The organism is Paenibacillus sp. IHB B 3415 (assembly GCF_000802655.2).
In the GTDB taxonomy this organism is placed as follows: Bacteria; Bacillota; Bacilli; order Paenibacillales; family Paenibacillaceae; genus Paenibacillus_AQ; species Paenibacillus_AQ phytohabitans.
Genome location: NZ_JUEI01000022.1, coordinates 30,411 through 54,166, shown reverse-complemented (window position 1 = coordinate 54,166; position 23,756 = coordinate 30,411). Strand labels below are relative to the sequence as shown.

Here is a 23,756-nt window from a genome sequence, read left to right as displayed (position 1 = left end):
GCGCCGCAAACGGTTTTACTTTTTTGGGACAAATAAGATAAACGGGTAAGGCAGCTTCTCTTTAAGGAGCCTGTGACAGCTGTGATTCACAGCAAAAAGCCCGGCGTGTATGGGTTGACCACCACGCCGGACTTTATATTAGTTAAGCTCATTATGTGTGCCCGTTAATGGTTATGACGTTTTTTCTTTGGAGTCACCGCCTGCACCCAGCGTAATTCCGCTGCGCCCGGCAAAGGCACTCAGCTGCTCCTCCGTCTCAGAACTGGTCCGGTTACGGAAGCAGAGCTTGGCAACTTCTCTGGCTTCGGAAGCCAGCGTGTTCAGGGTACGGTGCTTCACCTTAAGCAGCGCCTGCGGCGACATGCTCAGCACACTGATTCCGAGCTCCAGCCAGAGCGGTAGTGACCGTTCATCTGCGGCCATCTCACCGCACACACTGACATCGATGCCTACGCTGCGGGCCGCATCCACGGTCATCTTGATCATGCGCAGCACTGCCGGATGGTAGGGATGATACATATGGGCAATCTGCTCATTCATCCGGTCCACAGCGAGTACGTACTGCACAAGATCATTCGTGCCGATACTGAAGAAATCCACTTCCTCCGCCAGCAGATCGGCAATCATAACAGCGGCTGGAACCTCAATCATAATGCCTACAGGCAGCTTGCGGTCATATGGAATCCCCCGGCTGTCCAGCTCGCTTTTCACTTCCTCCAGCACGGCTTTGGCAGCCTGAACCTCTTCTACGGAGGAGATCATCGGGAACATCATCCGAACATTGCCGTAATGGCTGGCCCGCAGAATGGCCGTCATCTGTGTCTTGAACATGTCTTTGCGGTCCAGACTGATGCGGATCGCACGGTAGCCGAGGAACGGATTCTGCTCCTCCGGCAGCTGGAAGTAATCCAGATGCTTGTCTCCTCCGATATCCAGGGTGCGAATGACTACAGACTCCTTGCCGACTTTTTCAGCTACAAGCTTATAGACTTCAAACTGTTCGTCTTCCGTCGGGAACGTATTACGGTCCATATACAGAAACTCCGTACGGAACAGCCCCACACCTTCGGCTCCATATTTCAGCGCCATATTAAGCTCCTTCACAGAGCTGATATTGCCTGCCAGACGCAGAGATACGCCGTCTTTGGTGAAAGCTTCAACGGTAGCGAGCAGCTCCAGCTGTTCCCGCTTTTTGAGCTGTTTGGCACGTCTGGAGGTGAAATCCCGCACTGTGGACTCATCCGGATGGAGCATCACGGCTCCGGTCTCCCCGTCGAGCACCAGCATGTCCCCGGTCTGAATCGGGGTAAGGATTTTGTTCTCCAGGCCCGCGACCAGCGGAATGCCAAGCGCCCGGGCCATGATGGAGGAATGCGAAGTCTTGCCGCCCATCATCGTGACAATGCCCAGCACATAGGCCGGGTTCAAATGCGCCAGCTGGGACGGAGAGAGCTCCTTCGCCACAAGAATATAAGGCTGTGTATCCGACGGAAGGGTAACCTCCGGCGCACCCAGCAGATGCTTCAGCAGACGGTTGCCGACATCCTTGATATCCACCGCCCGCTCCTTCATATACTCATCGTCCAGCAGATCGAACATAGCTACAAAATGGTCAATGGCTTCCTTAACCGCCACCTCTGCCGCTTTATACTGGCGTTCGATAATGCCGCGGATTTCGCTCATGAACACAGGGTCGTCCAGGATCGCCAGATGGGCATCAAAAATACTCGACTCCTCCGGCCCGACGACCTCCCGGAATTCTCTTTTGATAAATTCGATCTCATCCTTGGAGGTGCGGATCCCTTCGTATAAACGTTCAAACTCCTTAGCCAGATCCACCGGATTCACCTGAGTGTCCGGCAGACTCCATTCCCAGTTCGGCAAGACAAAGGCCTTCCCGATGGCAACACCTGCTGCGGCGCCTATGCCTTGTATCATGCTTCGATCCCTCCAACATTACTTTCGTGTAGAACAACGGACATGACTGACGACTGCCCCTTTTTAACATTTTTAAATGGAGCATAGCTCCAGGATTTTACGCGGTCCGGATTGGTAATGACCATAGGTGTAGCGAGTGAAGCGGCATGCTCCTTCAAAAAAGCCAGATCAAATCTGACCAGCAGCTGCCCCGGCTCCACGCTGTCCCCCTCCTGTACAAGCGCCTCGAACGGCCCTTTAAGCTGCGAAGTATCAATCCCTATATGCATAAGCACCTCAAGCCCTTCGGGTGTAGAGATGCCCACTGCGTGCATTGTAGGGTATACATGCATCACCTTGCCGAATACGGGCGAGACCAGCTCTCCTTTTTCCGGGAAAAACGCTACTCCGTCCCCAACCAGCTTCGCGGCGAAAATATGATCCGGCACCTCTTCGATCGGCATCATCCGGCCCTGTATGGGCGAGCTGAACAGCACCTGCGGCAAATCGCGCAGCATCAGCTTGTCGATCTCTTCGCGGATCAGCTCCGAGTATGTACCGAAGACGACCTGCACATTGCCGCCGCCCAGCTTGATAATGCCTGCGGAGCCAAGCCCCTTAAGTGCTCCTGTATCTATCAAACGGTCGTTATGCACAGTTAATCTTAGCCGGGTGATGCAGGCCTGTACCTGTACGATATTCTCTTTGCCGCCCAGCGCCTCCAGAATCAGCGGAGCCTGATACGGTATATTCCCCGCCCAGTCTCCCAGCTCGGACCCTTCTTCGCGGCCCGGTGTAGGAATCTGGAAGCGGCGTATCGCCCAGCGGAACACATTATAGTAGACGATGCCATAGCCGATCCCGATCGGAATCAGCAGCCAGGCCCGCTGGGACAGATGCAGATTGAGGAAGAAATCGATCGCACCGGCCGAATACGAGAACCCGTGATGAATGCCGAGCGAGTAGGTCAGTACCATGGCAAGGCCGGACATGACTACATGCAGCGCGAATAAATATGGTGAAGCGAACAGAAACGCGAATTCAATCTGCTCCGACACCCCGGTCAGAAAGCAGACCAAAGCGGCACGCAAAAAAGTCTTCTTAATCTTCGGCTTGAGGTCCTCGCGCGCTTCCTGGATAATCGCGAAGGCAATCGCCGGCAGGGCAAACATCATGATCGGGAACAGCCCGGCCATGAAGATTCCCGCTGTAGGGTCACCGGCAAAAAAACGCGGCAAATCCCCTTGCACGACCGCACTTCCGTCAGGCGTCGTGAAGGAGCCCAGCTGAAACCAGAATACATTATTGAGAATATGATGCAGGCCAAAGGCCGTCAGCACCCTATACAATACCCCGTAGACGAAAACTCCATATCCGCCGGTAATCTGCACTCCCCTGAAGAGATCATTCAGCAGCTGCTGGAGCAGCGGTGATACGCCAAGCATCACCCAGGCGAACAGCGCGGAGAACAAGCCCATAAAAAGCAGTACAAAACGCGACCCTCCAAAAAACTGGATCGCCTCCGGCAGTTTGATATTCTTAAACCGGTTATGCGCTACGCCGGCTACAATCCCAAGGATAATACCAATTAATGTTGCAGGCTGTACAGCCCCGTCTCCCATGTTGGAAACAATCCGGTCATAAGTGAACATCCCTGCGAGCGCCGCCAGTCCGGCCGGTCCGGCCTGATTGGACAATCCCCACGCCACACCGACAGCAAACAAATAAGGCATGAAATAGAATATTCCTTGCCCCGCGTATGTCGTCACTTCGGATACCGAAGAAAGTCCCCATGCAGACCACGGTAAGCTGCCCAGACTCAGCAAGATGGCCGCCGCCGGAAGCACCATGGTAGGAAGCATAATGGCTCTGCCTAACTGCTGCAAAGATCCGAGCCAATTCAAGGTGACCCTCTCCTTTCTTTCTATATTGAATGGTAAGCGCTGCAGCAGTTTTTGTCAAAAGAATACGTGTGAACAAACACAGCAAGGATAGCCTGGCTCGGAGGCGATTACCCGGATACTTTTACCTGACACAAACCATCCTCTGCAATGCAGGTCAGTCGCAGGACTCCTGCGACTCCTGCGACTGCTGCGACTGCTGCGACTGCTGCGACTGCTGCGACTGCTGCGACTGAATAAGTGTAGTTTGTACAACTATAATTGACTAGGAGATCTTATATTTTATTTTAATTGCATTCTGTACAACTATTCAGGTCTAATTCCGCTATAATCGCAAAAATCGGTTTTTTAATTGTACGAAGTGCAGTTATTCCTGAAAAACCCTCTGTAGAGCGCATTTTAGTTGTACTAAATACACTTATCTGCTATTACACTTTCAGTTTGAAGACTGCAGTAAATAACGTTAGGCGTGTCCGCAATGAGCGGCTGTCTTTCGCACAGCACTAGATCTGAGGCGTATTTATTCCCATGCGATCACATTAATAATTGTTATTCCGAAGTCACCATACGATATCAGACCGCATTGTGCTAACCTCGTAGTACCGTACCCGTTCCTTTGAAAATACAGGTTTGAGCAATCCTTTATCACTCAAGGCTACCAGCAGCTTGCGCGCCGTCCGGAAATTGATGTGTAAATATTCAGTCACATCCTTGGGACGAAGCGGCCGTGCAATCCGCCATGCCAGTCTTAACACATCCATCTCTTCAGAAATCAAATGCTGAGCGGCAGTACTCCGGGCTAAATAAGGTGCCAACGCCAGTTGCAGCAGCATCCGGCATACCTCCGGACGCTGCTGGATATCGTCGAATGAGAAATGCAGCATTTTCCAGCCCATTCCCGTTAAGAAGGTATCCCTGTTAAGTGCATAGCTGAATTTTTCACGGTCCATGTCTTTAACATGACTCTGAAAACCATCGCATTCGATTCCGAAACGGCTGCCGCTTGCAGGCAGAAAAGCAAAATCCAAAAATTGCGACTTGCGGTTCCAGTCATATACTTCGTATTCCGGATGCAGCTGCTCCAGCGACTCAAACAGCGGCCACCATACATTCTGTAAAAACAGTTTCTCCGCATAATTGTGTCCACGCAGCAGCCTCCCCCGCCGTTCACCAGCCCTTTCATTAGTATGCGTCTCAATAAACGTGCAATGTGCCTGTTCAAAGTCCATATGAATGACCTCCTGTAAAATAAAAAAAACGCCCTTCCCCCATGAAATGGAGTAAAGGACGTTCTTCGTCTGTTTCAAGTATAGCAATCGCACTTGATAAAATCCATATTCCTCCAGCCGTGTGCGGCAAGAGGACAAAGACATTCGGATTCCAGGGATTTGTACTGTTCCAGCATTCCGGATTATGAAAACCAGAAGCCGGAGCTCCATCCGGCTCCCCATGAGCTCTTTCATCCGGCTGCATTCGAGCACCTAGGCCCGGCTCCGGCCCTTCATCGTAATCGCTTCTTCCACCTTGATACAGCGGTCCATGATGGCGATCATATCGTGGGCAGCGGCGATGTCAGCCGCCTCCTGGCTGATGATGCCCTGCTGCAGCCAGAGCACGCGCGCGCCTATATCTGCGGCTTCCTGCGCTACAGCCGCGCAGTATTCACTGCGGCGGAATACATTCACAATATCCACCGGCTCAGGAATTTCCGCCAGCGTGTGATAGCATTTCTCACCCAGGATCTCTCCGTCTACCGACGGATTGACCGGAATAATCCGGTACCCCCGGCTCTGCATAGCGCCTGCGACCATATAAGAGGTGCGGTCCGTTTTGTCAGATAGGCCAACTACGGCAATATTGCCTGCACCAGCCAGAATATCTCCAATTTCATCCCTGCTTGGATTCTCAAAGCTCATGTGTATTTCCCCTTCCCGTGGTTAGATGTCGTTATAAATACATCATACAGCGGAGCTTACCAAGTTCCAAATTCACACGGCTCACGCGACTGCTGAACCTGTTCATTATCAGTCTGGTAAGAAGCCGGCGCCAGGGAGACACGTTCCCGTTGGTGCGGCAGAAATTTCAGCTCACCGTACACAGCCAGACCATATGGACAGAATCCGGACCCCAATAATCCTTAACTATCACATAGGGTTCTCCAAATTTCCGCAGCCACCTGGTTTGTGCGCGTCTGTAGCCGCTGTCCAGGCAGAACTGAGTGATTCCCTGCTCCCGAAGAAATACCATGAGCATCGCAATCAAAGCCGACCCGATCCCTTGCCCCTGATATTCAGGCAAAACGTACAGACTGCCCAGCTCGCCTACAGCATCCAGCTGATTCCTGGTACAGACCCTGATGTCCTCTCCGCATGGTGCATAAGAAATGGTGCCGACAACCCTACCGTCAATTCTCGCGACCCAGAACCAGGTATCTGAATTCGGCGGATTCAAGGAAGCAGCAGCCATTCGTATCTTGGATTCGATCTCCTGCTGTAGGTCACTTTGCAGGTGACCCAGTCCTTCTCTTTCAAAAGCATCCAATATTGCAATCTTATAAAGATCCGATACCGGAGAAATATCATCCTCCGTGAGCGGATTGATATTTAACGGACCCACCTTTGTTATTCTACCCATTCCACATTCGCGCCCAGCGAACGCAGATGGTCAAAGTATTGCGGGTACGACTTCGCGACATGATGGGCATCCTTGATCCGCAGCGGCTGACGGGCTCTGAGGCCAACTACAGTAAGCGCCATAATTACGCGGTGATCATAATGCGCGTTTATGGTTACACCGCCTTCAACACCTTCAGGCGTGCCATGGACAATGATCTCGTCACGGCGCTCTTCCACCTTCGCACCGGCACGGGTCAGCTCGGCCAGGTAGTCGGTAATGCGGTCACATTCCTTGTAACGCAAATTCTCCACATTGTAGAAGCGTGAGGTTCCTTCAGCGAATACGGCAGCGGCCACCATGGCCAGTACAGCATCCGTAGCTGCATCACCATCGAATTCCACCGCCTTCAGAATACCGTTGCCCTGCACATGAACGGTACCATTCTCATGCGTGAGCGGTACCTCCATCATCCGCAGCACATCAACAATCGCCCGTTCCCCCTGCTTGCTATGCTCGGCCAGACGGTGAATCGTCACATCCGATTTGGTCACCGCTGCGGCCGCAAGTACAGCTGCTGATCCCGGATAATCCCCCTGAACCGTATAGGACTTGGCCGCATAGGCCTGACGGCCCGGCACCTGGAAGGACATATAATCCTCAGCAGCATGTACGGTAATACCGGCCTGCTCCATGACCTCAAGCGTCTGTCCGATGACCACCTTGGATTTCAGATCATCCTGGACGATAATCTCGCTGTCTTCTTCAAGAAGCGGAGTTAGAAACAGCAGCGCACTGAGATACTGTGAGCTAACGGCACCGGATACGGTAATCCGTCCGCCCTGCGGTTTGCCGCCGCGAATAGTGATCGGCAGCCTTCCGTTATGATGCTCTACCTCTACACCAAGCTGGCCCAGCGCCTGAATCAGGTCATCATGCGGGCGTTTGCCGAGCGAATCCGGATACGTATTCACGAAAGTGACCTCTGGGCTGAGCGCGGCAACCGCCATCAGGAAACGCAGCACGGCACCGGCATTCCCGACATTCAGCTCCTTGACATCACGCGGGTGACGCCCGAACCCCTGAACTACAATCTTCTCCTCATCTTCGGTCAGTACAGCACCGAGATCGGCGATACATCTGCGGATGGCATCGCTGTCCTCGCTGTGCGCGGGATGATAAATCGTGCTGACTCCTTCCGACAGGGCAGCTACCAGCAGGTAGCGTGTTGTGTAATTTTTGGATGACAGAGCTCCGAATTCCCCTTGCAGTGTCGGCGTTGGCCTAACAATAACGTCCATAATTTAAGCGCTCCTTAAAGTAATATAGTTTCTGTATGTACGGCCCCGTTTGACAGGGTAATCCGCAGTTGTGTTATCATTGATACATTCTATTAGGACAGAAAAGAGGGTACAACCATGAATGAAATCCCACAGATTACACCGCAGGAACTGCGTGAGCGACTCGCTTCAGGCGAAGAGCTTGTTCTGATCGACGTCCGCGAAGATGATGAGGTTGCCTTCGGCATGATTCCCGGTGCGCAGCATATCCCGATGGGCCTGATCCCGCAGCAGACTGATGAGCTTCCGGCTGATACCGAGATCATCTTCATTTGCCGTTCCGGCAACCGCAGCCAGCGTGTCTGCGAATATCTGCAGCAATTTGGCATTAAGGGCTCGAATCTGAGCGGCGGCATGATTGAATGGAATGAAACCGAACAAGCCTAGTCTAAATCACGAACGCAAACACACTTAAAAGCTCAAGCGCGGTAATGCATTAAAATATATTGTGAGACTTCGGCCACATTCAGCTCCGTTGTATCGACCGTGCAGTGCGCGAAACGGTAAGCTTCCCTGCGCTGCTCCATAATAGCGCGGACCCGTTCTGCAGCATTGCCGGCGAGCAGCGGCCGGTTCTCATCCCCGCTGACACGGGCGATAATCGCTTCCTCAGTGGCTGTAAGTGCCACAACAAGTCCCTGCTCGAGCATAACTTCCGCATTACCGGGTGCCAGCACTGCGCCTCCGCCTGTAGAGATAATTCTGCGTTCACCCTGCAGCATCCGCTTCAGTACGGCCGATTCAATCTTCCGGAAAGCCTCTTCGCCGCCTGCGGCAAAAATATCAGCAATACTCCGGCCTTCACTCTCCGTAATCACTGCATCCAGATCAACCAGTTCATATCCAAGCTCCTCAGCCAGCATAGCGCCTACCGTTGACTTCCCCGTAGCCATCATTCCAACAAGTATGATATTTCTGTTCTCTGTTATATTCCGTATATTCTGCTGTTCTTCCTGATCCCCAGCCATAACTACCTCCAACCGCGACATTTGTCATATCATAACACAGGGTGAAAAGTTTGCACAATGCAGCATAGGTGCAAAAAAGCCCGAAAGCTCTCCGCAGGAAGCGAAAAGCATTTCGGGCTCTCAATAGCCTAAGCTGGGCGGTTACTGTTATTCAGCCAGCCAGTTGTGGTGGAATACGCCTTCTTTGTCCACGCGTTTGAAGGTGTGGGCGCCGAAATAATCGCGTTGTGCCTGCAGCAGGTTCGCCGGAAGGCGTTCTGTACGGTAGCTGTCATAGTAAGCAAGCGCACTGGAGAAGCCTGGAACCGGAATACCCAGGGTTACGGCCGAAGCAATAACTTTGCGCCATGCGGATTGGTAGTTATCCATAACATCCTTGAAGAACGGATCAAGCAGCAGGTTCTTCAGGTCTGCATTATTGGCATAGGCATCCGTGATGTTCTGCAGGAACCGGGAGCGGATAATGCAGCCGCCGCGCCAGATCTTAGCCAGTTCACCATATTTCAGATCCCAGCCGTATTCATCAGAAGCTACACGCAGCTGTGCGAAGCCTTGTGCATACGATACGATTTTGCTGGCGAACAATGCTTTACGCACGTTCTCGATGAATTCAGCCTTGTCACCATCGAAGGCCACAGCAGCAGGACCGCTCAGCACTTTGCTGGCTTCAACGCGTTCTTCCTTCATCGCAGACAGGAAGCGGGAGAATACGGATTCGGTGATCATGGACAGAGGCACGCCGAGATCCAGCGAGCTTTGGCTTGTCCATTTGCCGGTACCCTTTTGTCCGGCAGCGTCAAGGATGACATCAACCATTGGTTTGCCTGTTTCTTCGTCATACTGCGCGAAGATATCCTTAGTAATCTCGATCAGGTAGCTGTCCAGCTCGCCGCTGTTCCACTCTGCGAAGGTGTTGTGCAGTTCCTTGGCATCCAGGCCCAGCACATCTTTCAGCAAATGATACGCTTCGCCGATCAGCTGCATGTCGCCGTACTCAATGCCGTTATGCACCATTTTCACATAGTGTCCGGCACCGTCCGGTCCGATATATGTACAGCAAGGCTCTCCGTCCACTTTGGCAGAAATAGCCGTAAGAATAGGTTCAACCAGCTTATACGCGCTTTCCTGACCGCCAGGCATAATGGAAGGGCCTTTCAATGCGCCTTCTTCGCCGCCGGATACGCCGGTGCCGACGAAACGGAAGCCTTTGTCCTCAAGATATTTGCTGCGGCGAACGGTGTCAGGGAAATAAGCGTTACCGCCATCGATAATAATATCGCCTTGATCCAAGAAAGGCAGCAGCTGCTCAATGGTAGCATCGGTTGCTTTGCCCGCCTGAACCATGATCAGAATTTTGCGCGGCACTTCCAAGGATTGTACAAACTCCTCGACTGAGAAAGTACCTACCAGGTTTTTGCCTGCTGCTTCTGCGACCAGATCATGTGTCTTCTCCGGGGAACGGTTAAACACGGATACGCTAAAGCCTTTGCTCTCGATGTTAAGAGCCAAATTTTTGCCCATTACCGCCAAGCCAATGACGCCGATTTGTTGTTTTGACATCTGGTTCTCCACCCTTTGCACCCTGTATTTTTTGTGAAATCCATTTCTCGCAGTATAAGAATACCACCCTTTGTCAGAGACAGCAAAGTTCTGCCTGCGAAAGAGAGATCAATTTCATTGACAAAGTCCTAAGAATCAGGGAAATTGCTCACAATGACTATTTTAACGGTTTTGGGCGCAGAAGTGAACCCCTGCACGCAACTTGCATTACAAAGTTCAAGGCACCCCGGAAGCAGGGTGCCTTGAACAGAAGATAATTCATTCAATTTCACCATTCAAGTGCGGCAAGCTCCCTGGTCAGAATGTTCAGCCTGGCCGTGCAAGCCTCCACCTCTGCAGAATCCTTATTGCGCATGGCTTCACTCAGCCGGTCCAGCTGCTCATCAACCTCCAGCCGGCGGTCACGGATCCGCTCCTCACCTTCAATAGAGTAGAACAGCTTCGTCAGTTCCTGATCGGATAGCAGCGGACCTTTCTGGTACAGGACACGCTGCTGATATCCGGAAATCTCCACCAGGCGGATCACTTCGCCGAATAGAATATTCTCAATAATAATCTGGCGGTCGCGGAAACGTTTGACTACAGCATGGCCGCGCATATCACCAATCAGCTTCTCCATCCATTCAGCCAGGCGCGCATCACGGATCATATAATCTCCCACCAGCTTGAAGCCATCCTTAATCCGCTGGAAGCGCAGCTTCACAAGCTTGCGTCCGGTGCGCACCGAAATAAGAAAAACATTCTCATTCTCACTCCAGTAAAGGGAATAGCCTTCCTTTATCAGATCCTTGATCAAGTCCTGGATATGTTGTCTGTCAAACCGGAGCTCCAGATTGCAGTACTCCACTTCGTCATTTTTGTTCACGGCACTCCCCCCTAACTGCTTGGTTACAGCATAGCCAGTTTCATGGCCTAACTTAAGAAGTAGAACTGACTGCCGGACCTCCACATACACACCATCATTTTGCATTCGTCTTACACTTATTTTATACTTCATTTTATGTAGCGGTAACTTGGTTTATTGACTATTTTTACCCGCTTTGCGCCTTTTCCAAACGCCAAACCCTACTTTTGACGTCATTCCCTGATCAATTGGCAAAATAAACTATATAAAAGCCGCAGGCAGCCGGGTTTACCGGTCTGTCTGCGGCTTTAGTGTTCCCTAATACTTTAAGAAAAACAGCACTTAATGCACACTGCCTTGTTTCAGTTTCGTCCGGTGGACAATCAGCAGATGCAGTCCGAAGAGCAGGACCATTACACCTGCACTGGCCAGAAAAGGCGCACTATGGCTGACGGAATCCCACAGCTTGCCGGACAACACGGGACCTGCGACCATTCCTGAGCCCTGCAGCGTCAGGAACAGGCCCCAGACCGTCCCCCGCTCTCCCTTGGGCACCTGCTTGGCCAGAAAGGCATTCCATGCCGGCAGAATAAGCGCATAGCTTATTCCGACCAGCGCCACGGCAACGAAGGCCAGCGGCAGCCAGCGGACCTGCGAGAAGAACGCCAGGGAGCAGGCTGCCAGCAGGAAGCCGATGTTGAGGAAGACCGATGTCCCGATCTTATCAACCAGCTTGCCCGCCGGGATTAGCGCCAGCACCGTGATGCCTCCGCCGGCAATCAGCAGCAGGCTGAACTGGTTAGGCGTCACATGCAGCTCGGAGCGGGCGAACAAAGTGACCACCGGGGTCATGAGTCCGATGGCAAAAGCCTGCAGGAACAGCGCCGGGAAGAGCAGCCGGCTTACCTTCAGCGAAGTTCTGACCTGATGCCAGGTCCGCTTCAGGCTCTGCAGCGGCCGCAGCGGCGTGCGCGGCACTGCGGCCCCTTCGGGATTCATCTCACGGACGACATGAGGCGCATGGCCGCCAATCCGGGACGGCAGCAGCAGCGCCACAGCTACAACAGCGGCGGCGAAGCCCATCAGCACCAGGAATACTGTACGGTAGCTCTGACCGCCATGGTCCATCATGAAATTGACGATGATCGGGCCGATCCCGGTACCGGCCAGCGATGCCATCTCCACAGCGCCCATCGCCGCCCCGCTGCTGCCGCTTTCTGTAGATCCGGCAAGTTCGGTAATCCCGGTCATAGTACAAGGCCATAGCGGCGAAGTACCGATGCCCAGGACTAGACAGGCAATAGACAATGTGGTTGCATCTTTGGCATAGATGATCAGCCCGACAGCCACCAGAATCAGCAGCAGTGCACCTGTCATCGTCCAGCGGTAGCCAATCCGCTCCATCACCCAGCCGAACGGGCTGCGGAACAGATTATCTCCCAGATACTGCAGGGCAAAGGCGAAGCCGACCACCGTCACCGACAGGCCCAGAATATTCTCCATGTAGACTGGCAGCAGGGCTACCAGCAGCGATCCTTTGACGAATTCGACCAGAAAAATAATGACCCACATCTCCACAATGAACGGCGAGGCCAAATTGATATGCATACGCTGCGCTACTTTGCCAGACATTTCATCACATCCTAGTATTATGTTGATTGATTTGTTATACTGATGCTTGCTCAAGCAGAAATGGCTAGTCCGTCCTCTAATGGACGGTATCCGTTTCAGCGAGAAATATAAGGATGAAGTTTAGTGTAAACTAATATTTCCTTATATTTTGAAAAATCGACTCTTCGCGAAAGGTTGTGACAGCATTAAATGGATCAACATGTAACTCCCCTCTTCACAGCTCTCAAAAAGCATGCCGCCGGAAACCCAGTTCAATTTCATATTCCGGGACATAAGAAGGGGCTAGGGACCGATGCCGAATTCCGTGAGTTTATCGGCGATAACGCTCTATCCATAGATTTGATCAATATTGCACCGCTTGATGACCTTCATCAGCCCACCGGGGTTATTCTTGAAGCTCAGAAGCTGGCTGCAGAGGCCTTCGGCGCCGATTACACGTATTTCAGTGTACAAGGCACGAGCAATGCCATCATGACTATGATCCTCTCTGTCTGCTCAGAAGGAGATAAAATTATTGTGCCGCGCAATATTCACAAATCAGTGATGTCGGCCATTATTTTCTCCGGAGCCAAGCCTATTTTCGTCTCTCCTGTACAGGATGAGAATCTTGGGATAGACCACGGCATAACCACAAGCTCGCTCGAACGGGCTTTGAGGCGCCATCCGGATGCCAAAGGTGTCCTCGTTATCAATCCGACGTATTTTGGCGTGTGCGCTGACCTGCGTTCGATTGTCGACCTGGCCCACAGTTACGGGGTTCCCGTACTCGTGGACGAGGCACATGGAGTATTGATTCATTTTCATGAGGAATTACCGGTATCGGCCATGCAGGCCGGTGCGGATATGGCAGCAACCAGCGTGCATAAACTGGGCGGCTCCATGACGCAGAGCTCGGTACTGAATCTCAATGCCAAGACAGGTCTTGTTAACCCTCAGCGGGTACAAACCATTCTCAGCATGCTGACCACAACTTCAACTTCATATATTCTGCTTGCTTCTCTGGATACCTCCAGACGCAACCTGGCGCTAAACGGGCATGAGATGGCCTCAAGAACCATCGCCTTATCCAACTATGCCCGGGATGCCATTAACAGCATTGAAGGCTTGTACAGCTTCGGCAAAGAAATTCTCGGTACAGAGGCTACCTTCAATCTCGATCCGACCAAGCTTAACATTCACGTCCGCCATCTGGGCATTACCGGATACGAAACCGAGAACTGGCTGCGTCAGAAGTATAACATCGAAGTAGAACTCAGCGACATGTATAATATTCTTTGCCTGATTACCCCTGGAGATACCCAGGAATCGGTAGATAAGTTGTTAGCCGCTCTGCGCGTGCTCTCAGCGATCCATTACAGCAAAGGTGAGATCTATGAGATGAAGGTGCAGGTGCCGAATATTCCGCAGCTGGCCCTGATTCCGAGAGATGCCTTCTACGCCGATACACAGCTGGTTCCCTTCCGGGAGTCTGCAGGCTACATTATTGCAGAATTTATCTATGTTTATCCGCCGGGCATCCCGATTCTTCTCCCTGGTGAAGTTATTACCCAAGATAACATTGACTATATCATCGACCATGTGGAAATCGGCCTGCCGGTCAAAGGCCCTGAGGACCGCAGCATTACCAACATCAAAGTAATTGTAGAGGCTGAGCCGATTTCTTAATCGGCTCTGGCCCTGCAGCAATACAAAACCCCGATACTGTTACAGTATCGGGGTTTTGTATTAGGCGGTGCTGTCTTGTCCAAGACAGCAAGCCTAAGTACTTGATTCACTGAAATCTATTCGGGGGGTTTTGTATTAGGCGGTGCTGTCTTGTCCAAGACAGCAAGCCTAAGTACTTGATTCACTGAAATCTATTCTTGCTGGGCCAGCAGCTCGTTGTAAGCTTCTTCAACAGCTTTCCATTCAGCTTCATCTTCAATGTTGTAGAGTACCATTTCTTCGTCTTCTTCTTCCATACGCAGAATGATGCCGTCTGCTTCAGGGTTTTCGCGCTCGAGCAGCAGTGCGTATAACTTCTCGCCTACGTCAAACGTTTCTACCAGCACCATCTCTACATCTTCGCCCTGCTCGTTCGTCAAGGTCAGCACAAACTCCTCGTGCTCATGGTCGTGATCATGTCCGCAACCGCATGCTTCACCATGTTCATGGCCATGCTCATGTTTGTGATCGCTCATTGAAATACCTCACTTTAAATTGAATTATCCTACATTTGGTATCGTAACACGTAAGATAAGTTCAGGTCAATTTGCAGACCCCGGTTAATTCTTGGCCGAAGCCGTAACCACCTTTTCTGACACAAGAACGTAATCTCCGCTCTTGGATGACTTGATGAAGAACCCTACACTGTATTTGCCGGATTCTTTGAAATCATAGGTGAATTCCGGGGTGGAGAACCAGAAGTCCTCATTCTTCGAGCCGCCGGCATCCTCCAGAATATCCTTCACATTCCCTGACGGATCGGTGATTGCCACCTTCACAGCTGAGACGCTGTCCTTCAGGCTGTCAACCTGGGTTAGGATCTTCATCTTCAGCTTGCCTGTGTTTACATTGCCGAATACCGTATCACCCTTGAACAGCACAATATGCACATTAGGCTTGAGGATCGTCACTTTGCCTGAACCGTCCCAGCTGACGACACCTCCCGCTTCTCTCGCAGGGATATAGGCCTTGCCGTCAATTAAATAGCCCCCATCAGCTATTTCCTTTCCATTGCTCCACACTTTGATTTTCTGGTTTACAGCGTCAGCGAACAAATATGAGCTTCCCATCATGGAAAACACAACCACGCATAGAGCAATTTTTCTCCATCTCATTGTAGAGCCCCTCCAAATAATTCATGCTGTTAATGTATACTACCAACCCTTCGACAAGTTGCGCAGAATTCAGGGAATTATTTCTTTTTGCAGTAGAAAAGAAAAACGCACCATTATGCAACCGGTTTCGGTATGGAATCTATGGAATTTCAGGGAAATGTGCCCTCCCCGCAACACAAAAAAAGCCGGACAATTACATCGAATAGATGCTTGCCCGGCCGTTTCATCCTGTTATCTATGCCTGGTTAAAATTGCGGAAGCTGATCCAGATTGTTGGTAGGATCCCCATCTGCATCGCCGCGAATATACATTTCTCCGTCTTTCCCTTTGAATGCGTTGACTCCGGCAATACTCCCGGACTGAACCTCCTGAAGTGCCTGCTGATAATCCAGCACACGGCCGGAAGAGGTCTGGAACTTGGTCAGATCACCATCACCGTTTCGTTGGGCTGCAATAAAGCGTTCACGTTCGTTGTTCATCACTTAGGATCTTCTCCTTCGCGCCTGGGATTAGCCATCATTCTGGCTCACAGATAGCTTGTCCATAGAATCGAAAGAGTATGTACCAGTTCTGATTAGAGCGTTTTCTGCATTCTCACATGAAGAATACCGGCATCATAGAAGGGCTCCAGAGAAATCACTTCATAGCCCAGTTTGCTGTAAAAGGCTTCTGCATGACACTGGGCATCGAGAATAGAAGCTACCAGACCGAGTTCACGGGCATGCCCCTCCATGGCGAGCAGTAAAATCCGTCCGAAACCCTTGGACCGGTATTGCTCGTGAACAGCAATCCGCTGCATTTTAGCAGTCTCTGCCTTGTAATAAATTAGTCTTCCGGTAGCTGCCGGCTCCCCGTTGTCCTTAAGCAGGAAATGATGCGCATTGTCACCGATCACATCATATTCATCCATTTCCTCTTCAGCCGGCACCTTTTGTTCGTCCACGAATACTTTATTGCGGATCGCAAGCGCCATCTGGAGCTGCTCCTCTGTAGTGACATGTACGATTTCTACTGCCATTCTCCTCTAACCCCTCTCTGTAGGTCCAATCAACATTGAGCCATTATACAGAATTTTTAATATCCTGTATAGAGCCTCAGGTCTTCAGGGATAGGGAAGACGGATAAGCCGCGTCCGCCGGACTACTGAATGGAATACACCTCTTCCGGAATCGAACGGTCGTACACATCCTGCATAACCGGTGATATAAGACCATCCGGTGTATCCAGTCTGCCATCCAGCCCGGTCATCTTATGAATCCCCGTATACCCGGGAGCCTCACCGCCAGCCGCACATCCGGCCGTCCCCAGCATCACACATACTCCAATGACTCCGCTCCACACTATTGACCTGCGCATAGTTGTACCCCCTGTTCTTCTTGGCTCTATACAGCTTTGACGAATCAGGGGCTTCATAAACGAGTCCTTACAGATTTACATTGCCAACGATATGCACAAGGTACATCATGCCGCCGAGAAAGCCTGCGAGTACAAAATAAGCAATACCATATCTCCAGCGTGACGCGGCCGGCACATCATAATATTTATCATTATCAAACACTGTAAAACTGATCTCACACTGCATCTTCAGCTGCAGCTTAGTATCTACATACAGCTGGTCCAGCTGCACGATCCGGACTTTACTGATCATAGACTGTACAGGCATAGTCGTTGTACCGTAGTAGTCCAGATTGTCCCAGCGGACACCAAGATATTGCTGGCGGTTCAAATCACTGTAGGTGGTAAAAGGCAGCTCCCTTTTGTGCTCAGGTCCGGGAATCAGATACCCTTGATCCTGCAAATCCTCAATCGGTATCAGGAAGCTCTTCAATACGGCATGCATCTGATTCTTCGTGCGCCGGCTGATATATTTCTTGTACATGTCATAGGCAAATAACAGCCAGATAATACCGAACAGAATAGATTTAAGATAGATGATCACTGCCAGACCTCCAACCAGACCTACCAGCCATAACCACCGGGTAACCGCAGTTGCAATTCTTCCCCCATCCAGCGGATGAATCGGCAGCAGGTTGATCAGGTTAAGGAAAAACCCGACATAGGCTAGTGAATACAGCAGCGGGCTCTGATAGTAATAAGCTGCTCCGAAGACGGCGGCCGCGCCAATGCTCCCCAGAATGGGGCCTCCAAAAGCAACATAGGCTTCCTCTCTGGCATCCAGCGGTTGTTTCTTCATCGTAATTAATGCGCCCATAAAAGGAACAAACAGCGGTGCGCTCACCGGCAGCCCGATCCGCTTGGCGGCGATAACATGGCCGATCTCATGAACAAATAATAAGGCAACGAAGCCCACTGCAAATTGCCAGGGTGAGATCAATGCGTAGGCCCAGATAGATACCATCATCGAAATCAGCGGTCCCGCAATCTTCCCCAGCTTAAGCAGAGACAGAATGGTTTTGCCCTTCAGCAGCAGCAGGACCCCTACGCTACCAAGCCATCCCATTATGCCTGAGCTTTTCTTTTCCTGCTTGTTTTCCGGCAAAAGTCTCATTCTCCTTTATTTCTGTATCTGGTGTTGACATTCGCCTGCACCTGCATATATGATATCCAGTAATTAGGATAACCACAATAGCTATGAAGAGAAAGAGTACCTTGGCCATTCTTTCACAGAGAGCTCCAGCCGCTGAAAAGGAGCAAAGAAAACCCAAGGGAATATGGTCTCAGAGCTGCGCATCGAAGCCCGCATGAACGGGACGTAGGCTGCGCCGGAACCCGCATCCGTTACCATGCTAGGGTATACCCGCAGGCTTATGCGGACGTACCTGAAGAGGTGGATGCCGCAAGGCATTGATGAATTTGGGTGGTAACACGTGAGCACAGGCTCTCGTCCCTTTTGGGGATGAGAGTCTTTTTTGTGTTCAACCGAACCTTAGGAGGAATTTAGATGACAAACATTTTTATCGGAGGGGCTTGGCCGTATGCCAATGGCTCCTTGCATCTGGGCAGGCTTGCGAGTATTCTGCCGGGAGATATCCTGGCCCGCTATCACCGTGCCAAAGGCGACGCTGTACTCTATGTCTCCGGCAGTGACTGCCACGGCACTCCAGTTGCTGTACAGGCAGCGCAGGAAGGTGTATCCCCTGGTGAATTCGCCAGCAGATATCATCAGGAGTTCGCAGATTGCTTCCGCACGCTGGGATTCACCTATGACTTGTACACCCGGACCGATCAGGAGCATCATCACAGCGTAGTGCAGGAGCTGTTCCTTAAGCTGCTGGATAACGGGTATCTGTACCAGAAGTCCACGCTCCAATGCTACTGTGAGCAGGATGAGCGCTACTTGCCGGACCGTTATGTAGAGGGAATCTGCCCGGTCTGCGGACAGCAGGCCCGGGGTGACCAATGTGATTACTGTTCTACGATGCTCGACCCGGTTGACCTGCTGGAGCGTACCTGCAAAATCTGCGGAACCCCGCCAGTGCTGCGTTCCACCCTGCATTATTATTTGTCACTGTCCAGCTTCCAAAGCGCACTCTCGGAATACGTAGATTCTGCGCAGGGATGGAGAGACAATGCTGTGCGCTTAACCCGCAGATATCTGCAGGAAGGACTGCAGGACCGCGCCGCAACGCGGGATCTGGACTGGGGGGTGGATGTTCCGGCGGACGGCTTCACGGACAAAAAAATCTATGTGTGGATCGAAGCGGTCAGCGGCTATCTGTCCGCCAGCAAACAGTGGGCTGCCGGGACCGGCAACCGCTGGGAGGATTTCTGGCTGGAATCCTCTGAGGACAAGGACGCCGGGAACCCTCCCATTACGGCCTATTATGTGCACGGCAAGGATAATGTGCCTTTTCACAGCCTGATCTGGCCGGCTCTGCTGCTGGGTGCTGAAGACCTGCATCTGCCGGACCGCATCTTCTCCTGTGAATACATGACGCTGGAAGGGGAGAAATTCTCCACAAGCCGTAACTGGGCCGTCTGGGTGCCGGATATTCTCAGCCGCTACGACCCGGATTCCATCCGGTATTTCCTGACAGCGAACGGTCCTGAGAAACGGGATGCCGACTTCTCGTGGAGAGAATTCATCTACAGCCATAACAGCGAGCTGCTGGGTGCCTTCGGTAATTTCGTCAACCGCAGTCTGGTATTCGTGAATAAGTTCTGGAATGGCGAGGTGCCTGAGGGCACAATGGATGCCGTTTGGGCCAGCAGCATTAGTACTCTGTACAGCGAGACCGGGAGACTTATTGAGGGGGGCAGCTTCAAAGAAGCGCTCGAGCATGTCTTCACCCATATCCGCCAGGCCAACAAATATTTCGATCAGCAGCAGCCGTGGCTGCAGATTAAAAATGACCCCGCCGCCTGTGCCAGTACGCTGTATACCTGTGTACAGATCATTGCTAATCTGTCCAACCTGCTGAACCCGTTCATTCCATTCTCCTGCGGCAAGATCAGGCGGTTCTTGGCCTTAGAACAGCCTGTATGGCAGCCAGTGTCCGTTCCGGCGCATCAGCGGGTGCAGGGGCTGGAATTATTGTTCGAACGGATTGATGTGGCGCGGATTGAGGAGGAAACCGAGCGCCTCAAGAGCTTGCAGCGCCGTGACGGCGAGGGTTAGCAGCCTGAGCTTTAAGCGTGGCTACCGAAGTGTTTCCACTAATTAGTCTCTAATAGGTGAATACGGCTGCTGCTGCAGCTTAGCAGCAACATCTTTGGTGGATTTGGCGGGAACTTGCGGGATCTGGCGGTGTTCCCGAACTTGACGAAGGTTGAGCGGGAGCTTCATCATCCCCTCGTCAGCTGGCTGATGAGGCGGACTGAGATTCCTCTATTCCTGCAAATCAGGCAGATTCCCCGGTCAAACGGACTGAGAATCTCTTATATGCCCGGCCACCCCTCATTTTGGGGCCGGATGAACAAAATAACGGAATCTCAGTCCGATTCAGCCTCAAAAGCGGCTTTTTCGGGAAATAGGGTCCTCTCAGTCCGATTCACTTTTGCGATGAACACTTGCTCCAGTACACCTGCTACCTGCTATTCGTTACCTGTTACTTGTTACCTGTCACCTGTCACCTGTTACCTGTTTCTGTTTCCACAAGTTTCCGAACACCAGCGATATGCCGGCGCAACTCCAAAAGCGTTCTTATCCGCAGACCGCTCACAAAAATAAGCGGTGCAGATAAGAACGCTTTTGGATTTCAATGCATAACTGATGCTGCTGCAATTCTTAACCCTTCAGCCCTTAATGGCCGGGAAAGCGCCCTCCGGCTGCAACACCCTGCGGGGAGATCCGCTCGATCCGGGCCAGATCTTCCGCTGACAATACCACCTGCAACGCGCCGAGATTCTCTTGTACCCGCTCCAGCCGCTTTGTTCCCGGGATCGGCACAATTTGCTCACCCTGCGCAAGCAGCCAGGCCAGCGCAAGCTGCGAAGGAGCACAGTCCTTCTCGGCTGCCATCTGCCCGATCAGCGAGACCACTTCGAGATTCCTGGCGAAATTCTCTCCCTGGAACCGCGGATAGTGACGGCGGTAATCGTCCGCCGGCAGGTCGTCAAAGCTTTTAATCTGACCGGTCAGAAATCCGCGGCCCAGCGGACTATAAGGTACGAATCCGATGCCCAGTTCTTTGACCAGCGGCAATATTTCATCCTCTACCTCCCGGCTCCAGAGCGAATATTCTGTCTGCAGTGCCGTAATGGGATGTACCGCATGTGCACGGCGTATCAGCTCAGGGGAAGCTTCCGATAAGCCAATGTAGCGGATCTTTCCTTCCTTGACCAGTTCAGCCAACGTGCCTATAGTCTCCTCGATAGGTGTGTTCGGATCAGGACGGTGCTGATAATACAAATCAATATAATCCATACCAAGATGGTATAAGCTGGAATCTACGGATTTTTTGATATAAGCCGGATCACCCTTGGGGCCCTGAGTATGCGTAACGCCAAATTTGGTCGCAATAACCGCTTTATCCCGTCTGCCTTTAAGCGCGCGGCCCACGAGCCTCTCATTGCTGCCAAAACGCTGCTGCGCGAAATCTCCATAGATATCTGCTGTGTCCAGCAGGGTTACTCCCAGGTCGAGTGCCCCATGGATCACTTTTACCGACTCTTCATTGTCCGGCATCATCATCGTTCCTAGTCCCAGAGCCGATACTGCCAGCCCTTCGTTTCCGAGTGTTCTTGTCTGCATTTGGTTGTCTCCCTCTTTTCCCGGTGAAAGATTCTTCGGATATGTCCCTATTCTAACCTTCCTGCCATGGAGCAGCCACAGTACGTTTATGCTAGTAAGATCATTACCAGGGAACAGAACAGCACAGAACAGAAATAGAAACAGACAGGCCGTTCAAGTGACTCCATTCGATTCTCAGCTCTCTGCCACAGGTGTATAAATACAGATATGCAGACCCGGATGATCGGCCAGACTCGCAACGGAGTTAATGTCATAGGTCACAGATTGATTCGTGCTTAGACTTTGTATGACTACACGATTTACTTTTTTGCCTTGAATATTGTGCAGCTTCCACATCTCAGCGAAATCCATACTGTCCTCACTGAGCTTCACTACCATGTCTTTATACCAGGGGTCGTGCAGATGCATGTCATAATAGGTTCTGAACACAGCTACTGAATAGAGCGCGAACTCCTCCCAATTCAGCATCCGGCGGCGCAGCCCCTGATCGAGAAACAACAGACGGAGCATAATGCGCTCGGAAGCGGGCAGCTTCCCGAAATTGCTAAGGACTTCACCCGCCTTATCATTCCAGGCCAGAACCTCGGACCGCTCATTCGTAATAAAAGACGGATAAGACAGCTGGCTGATTATATCCCGCCACTGCGGATTCAGCTCGGGACTCACCGTATTAATAGAAGGAACTGTATCCGGGATGCCTGGATTCCACAGCTCGAACAGATGCGTCCGCTCATCAGGGGTCAAGCGCAGGGCCTGGCTGAGACTCTCCATAATCTCTCTGGAAGCGGTAACTTCTCTGCCTTGCTCCAGCCACGTATAATAGGTGCTGCTGACACCCGCCAGAATCGCCACTTCCTCCCGCCGTAGTCCGGGTGTTCTGCGCTGGCTGTTCGTTTCCTTAAGCCCTGCAGCTTCAGGCTGCAGCCGGTCCCGGCGTGATTTCAGATACTCTCCAAGCCGCTTGAACTTCGAATTCTCATCGCTCATAAACTAACCTCTTCTCACAGCAATTGGTGTCCCTATTCTACCTTATTCTCTGGCGTTCACAAACTTACACGGAACTCGGACCTGAGAAGCTATAACATAATCTCTCGCATAAAAAACTGCAGAGCCACTTTCGCATTCGTACCGCCAGCTATAGCAATAGCCCCATTGGCTTCTCCAAGCCGCTGGTGCGGTAACATGGACGAGGCTTATGGGGCTAAACTATTTCGCTTGTCTTTCTTTCAGCTGCTCACCTACGGTTCCATTACAGCCTGGAAGCTTCAGCCTGACTAATCTCAACAGAATGTGCAGCAATCTTCTGCAGCTCGGCTGCGATAGCCTCCAAAGAGCCCTTCCACAGCTTGCGTCCTAATTCTTCGCTGGCATGAGTCGGATCACCAATGACACCCGTTGCCGAGTACTTGGTGAAGTCGAGTCCGGGATCGTCCCAGTCCGGTTCACTGCTGCCGGGATTCTCAATCAGCTCCTCACGGATGCACTCGGGATGTTTGTAGAGTCCCAGTGATGTGGTGAAGCTGTCGGCATGACCACCCGGAATATGCGGATCGGCATGTGTACACCAGACCTCATGGAACGGATGATGCGGAATATGAACCATGGCTTTTCCTGCATACTCCTGATTAAATTTCACAGCCACCTGGTTCAGCATATGTCTGCCGCAGCCGCGCATAATCACGAGTTGCCTGAAGCCCTGGCCGGCCAGTGAAACCAGAACCGCATAGATCAATCCTCATACACCTTCTGCGGGATGTCGATGTAGCCATAGCCGTAATTACGGTGCTCGGGAGTTGGACCAAATGGAATCGTCGGAATTACCAGCGACTTCACACCGTAGCTCAAATTTGCCATAGTTGCTGCTTCAATAGACAGCTCGGTAGCCAGCCAGATATCAAAATCCGCCCCTGCTGCTCCGTGCAGCCGGTTGGAATAATAGCCATATAGCCTTCGGCTGCTTTTTGCTTGATCTCCAGAAAAGTTAATTTCCCATATTCTACGTTCATCT

General features: G+C 51.7%; 25 protein-coding genes and 1 other annotated feature. Of the genes, 3 read left to right on the top strand and 22 right to left on the bottom strand.

From position 1 onward, the window contains the following. Positions 1-171: 171 nt before the first annotated feature. The 7 genes from ptsP to aroA form a co-directional block, all read right to left on the bottom strand. Entirely contained in the window at positions 172-1,938 is a 1,767-nt protein-coding gene (gene ptsP / locus QW71_RS12080; protein ID WP_039297929.1) for a phosphoenolpyruvate--protein phosphotransferase, read from the bottom strand. Beyond that, positions 1,935-3,821 (bottom strand): glucose PTS transporter subunit IIA, encoded by a 1,887-nt coding sequence (locus QW71_RS12075; RefSeq protein WP_039297927.1) that lies wholly within the window; start codon positions 3,819-3,821, stop codon positions 1,935-1,937. Before QW71_RS12075 ends, ptsP begins: the two co-directional genes overlap by 4 nt. Before the next feature lie 557 nt (positions 3,822-4,378). Further along, positions 4,379-5,047, bottom strand: coding sequence for a hypothetical protein (locus QW71_RS12065; protein WP_039297924.1), 669 nt, complete (start codon positions 5,045-5,047; stop codon positions 4,379-4,381). Continuing rightward, complete coding sequence (locus tag QW71_RS39795) at positions 5,037-5,291, bottom strand: hypothetical protein (protein ID WP_152679747.1); 255 nt, start codon at positions 5,289-5,291, stop codon at positions 5,037-5,039. The genes QW71_RS12065 and QW71_RS39795 overlap by 11 nt, the downstream gene beginning before the upstream one ends. Before the next feature lie 8 nt (positions 5,292-5,299). After that, positions 5,300-5,734 (bottom strand): CoA-binding protein, encoded by a 435-nt coding sequence (locus tag QW71_RS12060; protein ID WP_039297922.1) that lies wholly within the window; start codon positions 5,732-5,734, stop codon positions 5,300-5,302. A 166-nt stretch (positions 5,735-5,900) separates the two neighbouring features. Further along, positions 5,901-6,452 (bottom strand): GNAT family N-acetyltransferase, encoded by a 552-nt coding sequence (locus QW71_RS12055; protein WP_039298164.1) that lies wholly within the window; start codon positions 6,450-6,452, stop codon positions 5,901-5,903. Then, a complete protein-coding gene (gene aroA / locus QW71_RS12050) occupies positions 6,440-7,732 on the bottom strand; it encodes a 3-phosphoshikimate 1-carboxyvinyltransferase (RefSeq protein ID WP_039297920.1) in 1,293 nt (430 codons plus the stop codon). Before aroA ends, QW71_RS12055 begins: the two co-directional genes overlap by 13 nt. A 117-nt stretch (positions 7,733-7,849) precedes the next feature. Here aroA and QW71_RS12045 point away from each other — a divergent pair, with 117 nt between their 5' ends. Further along, positions 7,850-8,158 carry a rhodanese-like domain-containing protein gene (locus QW71_RS12045; RefSeq protein ID WP_039297918.1) on the top strand — a complete coding sequence of 103 codons (309 nt, stop codon included), beginning with the start codon at positions 7,850-7,852 and terminating at the stop codon, positions 8,156-8,158. 32 nt (positions 8,159-8,190) lie between these two features. Here QW71_RS12045 and QW71_RS12040 read toward each other — a convergent pair whose 3' ends face one another. From QW71_RS12040 to QW71_RS12025, 4 genes are all read right to left on the bottom strand, one after another. Beyond that, positions 8,191-8,739, bottom strand: coding sequence for a shikimate kinase (locus QW71_RS12040; RefSeq protein WP_047013755.1), 549 nt, complete (start codon positions 8,737-8,739; stop codon positions 8,191-8,193). A 147-nt stretch (positions 8,740-8,886) separates the two neighbouring features. Further along, positions 8,887-10,299 (bottom strand): NADP-dependent phosphogluconate dehydrogenase, encoded by a 1,413-nt coding sequence (gndA, locus tag QW71_RS12035; protein WP_039297916.1) that lies wholly within the window; start codon positions 10,297-10,299, stop codon positions 8,887-8,889. A gap of 268 nt (positions 10,300-10,567) precedes the next feature. Continuing rightward, a complete protein-coding gene (locus QW71_RS12030) occupies positions 10,568-11,164 on the bottom strand; it encodes a hypothetical protein (protein ID WP_039297913.1) in 597 nt (198 codons plus the stop codon). A gap of 321 nt (positions 11,165-11,485) precedes the next feature. After that, a complete protein-coding gene (locus QW71_RS12025; protein ID WP_047013754.1) occupies positions 11,486-12,775 on the bottom strand; it encodes an MFS transporter in 1,290 nt (429 codons plus the stop codon). 189 nt (positions 12,776-12,964) lie between these two features. Here QW71_RS12025 and QW71_RS12020 point away from each other — a divergent pair, with 189 nt between their 5' ends. Continuing rightward, the gene (locus tag QW71_RS12020) at positions 12,965-14,440 is read left to right on the top strand and encodes an aminotransferase class I/II-fold pyridoxal phosphate-dependent enzyme (RefSeq protein ID WP_039297911.1); all 1,476 of its coding nucleotides are present in this window, start codon (positions 12,965-12,967) and stop codon (positions 14,438-14,440) included. A gap of 191 nt (positions 14,441-14,631) precedes the next feature. Here QW71_RS12020 and QW71_RS12015 read toward each other — a convergent pair whose 3' ends face one another. The 6 genes from QW71_RS12015 to QW71_RS11995 all read right to left on the bottom strand — a co-directional run bounded on the left by QW71_RS12015 (position 14,632) and on the right by QW71_RS11995 (position 18,103). Then, positions 14,632-14,955 (bottom strand): DUF1292 domain-containing protein, encoded by a 324-nt coding sequence (locus QW71_RS12015; RefSeq protein WP_019911532.1) that lies wholly within the window; start codon positions 14,953-14,955, stop codon positions 14,632-14,634. An 84-nt stretch (positions 14,956-15,039) separates the two neighbouring features. Then, positions 15,040-15,594, bottom strand: a complete 555-nt coding sequence (locus QW71_RS12010) for a hypothetical protein (RefSeq protein ID WP_039297906.1) — start codon at positions 15,592-15,594, stop codon at positions 15,040-15,042. Between the two features lie 245 nt (positions 15,595-15,839). Next, positions 15,840-16,076, bottom strand: a complete 237-nt coding sequence (locus QW71_RS12005) for a DUF3892 domain-containing protein (protein ID WP_039297904.1) — start codon at positions 16,074-16,076, stop codon at positions 15,840-15,842. Positions 16,077-16,168: 92 nt separating this feature from the next. Next, positions 16,169-16,612 carry a GNAT family N-acetyltransferase gene (locus QW71_RS12000; RefSeq protein WP_039297902.1) on the bottom strand — a complete coding sequence of 148 codons (444 nt, stop codon included), beginning with the start codon at positions 16,610-16,612 and terminating at the stop codon, positions 16,169-16,171. A 122-nt stretch (positions 16,613-16,734) separates the two neighbouring features. Beyond that, positions 16,735-16,950, bottom strand: coding sequence for a hypothetical protein (locus QW71_RS39790; RefSeq protein WP_152679746.1), 216 nt, complete (start codon positions 16,948-16,950; stop codon positions 16,735-16,737). Positions 16,951-17,017: 67 nt separating this feature from the next. Next, positions 17,018-18,103 (bottom strand): site-2 protease family protein, encoded by a 1,086-nt coding sequence (locus tag QW71_RS11995; RefSeq protein ID WP_039297899.1) that lies wholly within the window; start codon positions 18,101-18,103, stop codon positions 17,018-17,020. A gap of 74 nt (positions 18,104-18,177) precedes the next feature. Beyond that, positions 18,178-18,447, top strand: a binding site (T-box leader). Between the two features lie 49 nt (positions 18,448-18,496). Between QW71_RS11995 and metG the strand changes: the two genes are divergently transcribed. Continuing rightward, positions 18,497-20,173, top strand: a complete 1,677-nt coding sequence (metG, locus tag QW71_RS11990) for a methionine--tRNA ligase (RefSeq protein ID WP_039297897.1) — start codon at positions 18,497-18,499, stop codon at positions 20,171-20,173. Between the two features lie 624 nt (positions 20,174-20,797). Here metG and QW71_RS11985 read toward each other — a convergent pair. From QW71_RS11985 to QW71_RS40905, 5 genes are all read right to left on the bottom strand, one after another. Next, a complete protein-coding gene (locus tag QW71_RS11985) occupies positions 20,798-21,748 on the bottom strand; it encodes an aldo/keto reductase (protein WP_039297895.1) in 951 nt (316 codons plus the stop codon). 174 nt (positions 21,749-21,922) lie between these two features. Beyond that, complete coding sequence (locus QW71_RS11980) at positions 21,923-22,735, bottom strand: helix-turn-helix transcriptional regulator (protein WP_039297893.1); 813 nt, start codon at positions 22,733-22,735, stop codon at positions 21,923-21,925. A gap of 262 nt (positions 22,736-22,997) precedes the next feature. Then, on the bottom strand, positions 22,998-23,480 hold the full coding sequence (locus tag QW71_RS40910; protein WP_039297890.1) for a creatininase family protein: 483 nt from the start codon (positions 23,478-23,480) through the stop codon (positions 22,998-23,000). Then, entirely contained in the window at positions 23,477-23,602 is a 126-nt protein-coding gene (locus tag QW71_RS41815) for a hypothetical protein (protein ID WP_268794616.1), read from the bottom strand. The genes QW71_RS40910 and QW71_RS41815 overlap by 4 nt, the downstream gene beginning before the upstream one ends. Next, the gene (locus QW71_RS40905; RefSeq protein ID WP_200905916.1) at positions 23,590-23,754 is read right to left on the bottom strand and encodes a hypothetical protein; all 165 of its coding nucleotides are present in this window, start codon (positions 23,752-23,754) and stop codon (positions 23,590-23,592) included. Before QW71_RS40905 ends, QW71_RS41815 begins: the two co-directional genes overlap by 13 nt. Between the last annotated feature and the right edge of the window lie 2 nt (positions 23,755-23,756).